General features: G+C 48.9%; 2 protein-coding genes. Both read right to left on the minus strand.

Going from position 1 to position 3,155, the window contains the following annotated elements:
• Nucleotides 1–982, minus strand: a 982-nt coding sequence (locus ACTHMC_RS29180; RefSeq protein ID WP_440418611.1) for a glycosyl hydrolase 2 galactose-binding domain-containing protein, incomplete at its 3' end; no start/stop codon positions are given.
• Between the two features lie 189 nt (nucleotides 983–1,171).
• On the minus strand, nucleotides 1,172–3,155 hold a 1,984-nt coding region (locus ACTHMC_RS29185; RefSeq protein ID WP_440418612.1), incomplete at its 5' end, for a DNA gyrase/topoisomerase IV subunit A.

Consider the following 3,155-nt stretch of genomic DNA (forward strand, 5'->3'; position numbering starts at 1 on the left):
GTAAAGTATTGCCGGTGATGAACTGGATCTTTGTATCGTAGAGGAATGGCTCTCCATATCCATTGGGCCACCAGAGCTGCGGGTCCTGCACTCTCATATCAGGCAGTTGCTGAACAATGGTAGTGCCTGCGGGAATGGTCACCGATTTCGTGGCTCTCTTTCCTTTCAGTTCATATTGCAGCACACCCTGCACAGGAACAGCAGCAGTGTTGGTGAGCTCGCAACTCATCTGAATGGTAGCAGGTTCCTGTTTTGCATCAGGATATCGTTTACCGGGAACAAGGGTTACGATATGTGGATTGCTGATATTCACAACACCCGTTTTCTCGATGGTGACCTTGTCCCAGATACCGGTGTTGCGATCACGAACCGGCTGGATCCAGTCCCAGCCTGCCGTGTAGGGCGTGGTAAGATCGCGGGCAATCACGCCATCGCCTCCCTGTCCTCCGTTAGGGTTACCAGGGTTGTCCGGTGGAAATACCAGAATTGCCAGACGATTCTTCCCATTTTTATACAGTGTGCCTGTAATATTGTATTGCTGCCTCAGCATCATGCCAACATGTGTGTTGCGGTTCAATTTCTTTCCATTCAGGAACACTTCGCATTTGTAGTTGACGCCACGTAATTGCAACCAGACCTGTTCACCTGCCTCGGCGCGTTCTGTAAATTCCTTCACAAACCAGTAAGTATACTTTGCATTACCTGTATGATAGATATCTGGAATGAGCTGGTTGTTCATCCCGATGAATGGATCAGGAACCAGTTTATTGTTGAGTAAAGTTGTAAGCACTGTGCCCGGAACCGTGGCCGGCAGCCAGTTTGAGAGTGTTGTTGCAGGGTTGGATAAAACAACTCCGTTTTCTTTTACCAGTGTTGCCTGCTGACAATTCCATCCGGAGTTTAGTTCATAACGATCCTGTGCTTTCAATGATACTGCGGACACAACAAAGGATGCCACGCATGTTAACAGTAGTAATCTCATACGAATTCGTTTCGGTGTGCGCCGTCGCCCGCGTCCCCGCGTGTGACTTTTTTTTGCTCGCCTCTGGCGAGCACAGTGTCGCCAGGGGCGACAGAATATCCGTCACTCGCGGGGACGCGAGTGACTGCGCACTGCAGAAACAAACAGGGCTGACCATTTAGTCAGCCCCGCAGCACGCTGGTATTTTTATCAGAACAGCTCAGGCTGATCGTTCGCTTCTTCTTTCTTCTCTTTCATCACCCACTCAAACTCCGTGCTCTTGCTGAAGTCCACGAGTTTGTTTCCAACTGCCTTATAGCCCATCACCTCCACAAAATCATTGATCTTGATCTTGCTGGTGCGTTGCTGTGTACCACGCCCCTGCCTGATCAGAACGATCGGTTCAGGATGGGTGGTCACTGCCGCCAGGTAATTTTCCGCTCCTTCCTTGATGATGGTGAACTTGGTGAACAACGTGGACGTTTCGATGCGGAAACGCTTCACGTTGAACTGCTGCTTATCATAATCCAGGTAGATAGCGGTTGCTGTTTTCTCAGGATTGAACTTCTCGATCTTCATCACATTCTCCGGATCGAAACGCTGTGTTACTTCCTGATCAGTGATCATATATGTTCCGTCTCGATAGAACACCAACAGTTTTTCTTCCGCCTGGAAGCTGCCCAGATAGAGCCCTTTCTCTTCGGAATTGAGCCTTCCGAACTGATCATCGAACCAGAGCTTCTTGCCACCCAGGGTGCTCTTACCCGCTTCCTTGAACTTCACGTTCTTGATGGGGTACTTGGTCACCTGGTTGCCCATGCTGCTGCGGCCCTTGATCTCCAGCTCTTCAAAGTAGAAATCGAATTCCTTGATACGCGCGCTGGCGTTAGGACTGAGCACGATCTTCACTACTTCCGCTTCCCCATTCAGGTTGGCAGTAAAGTAATGCACCTTGCTCTTTTCAGCTCCCTTGGTGAGGTCATATTCCTTATCGCGGGTGATACCGGTAACATTGAATCGCTTCGCGAAGCTGATACCTGTTTTGCCATCCACGTAGATCATATTATACGTAGTGCGCTCATCGTTCTTCTGGAAGATGGCCACATGCAGGATGTCTTTTCCGATGAAGGTCTTGTCGGACACTTTCACGATCTTCATCTTACCCGCTTTTGTGAACACGATCACATCATCCAGATCGGAACAGTCAGCCACAAACTCATCTTTCTTCAGACCAGTTCCCACAAAACCATCTTCACGGTTCACGTAGAGCTTGGCATTGGCAATGGCTACAGCCTTGGCCTGGATGGCTTCAAAAGGTTTCACCTCGGTCTTGCGCTCACGTCCCTTGCCATATTTCTCTTTCAGTCTTTCGTAATATGCCACGGCAAAATCAACGAGGTTATTGAGATCATGCTTCACCTGTTTGATCTCTTTTTCGAGGCCTTTGATCTGGTTGATCAGGTCATCGATATCGAGTTTATAGATCCTTCGTACAGGCTTCTCCGTTAGCTTAATCAGATCCTCGCGGGTGATCTCGCGTTTCAGTTGCGCCTTGAATGGATTGAAGGCCTTGTCGATGGCATCGAGAACTTTATCCCAGGTCTCATGCCTTTTCTCCAGTTCCTTGTATATCTTTTCCTCGAAGAATATCTTTTCAAGTGAAGTGTAATGCCATTTTTCATTGAGCTCTGCAAGCTTGATCTCCAGTTCCCGCTTCAGCAGGTCCTTTGTTTTTTCAACGCTCAGACGCAGGAGCTCATGCACACCCAGGAATACCGGCTTCTTATCAACGATCACGCAGGCATTGGGAGAAATGCTCACTTCGCAATCGGTGAAGGCATAGAGAGCATCGATGGTAATGTCCGGAGAAATGCCAGGAGCCAGGTCAACCTGGATCTCCACATCTGCTGCGGTATTATCGGTCACCTTCTTGATCTTGATCTTGCCCTGGTCATTGGCTTTGATGATACTATCGATCAGCGAGGTGGTGGTGACACCGTATGGCACATTCTTGATGAGCAGGGTCTTCTTATCGAACTCCTCTATATGGGCACGAACGCGCACTTTACCGCCACGCTTTCCTTCGTTGTAGTTGATTGCATCCAGCATACCGCCTGTCTGGAAATCCGGGTAGAGTTCGAATTTCTTTCCACGGAGATATTTGATGGCGGCATCGATGAGTTCATTGAAATTG

Source organism: Pseudobacter sp. (genome assembly GCF_051955275.1).
Classification (GTDB): domain Bacteria; phylum Bacteroidota; class Bacteroidia; order Chitinophagales; family Chitinophagaceae; genus Pseudobacter.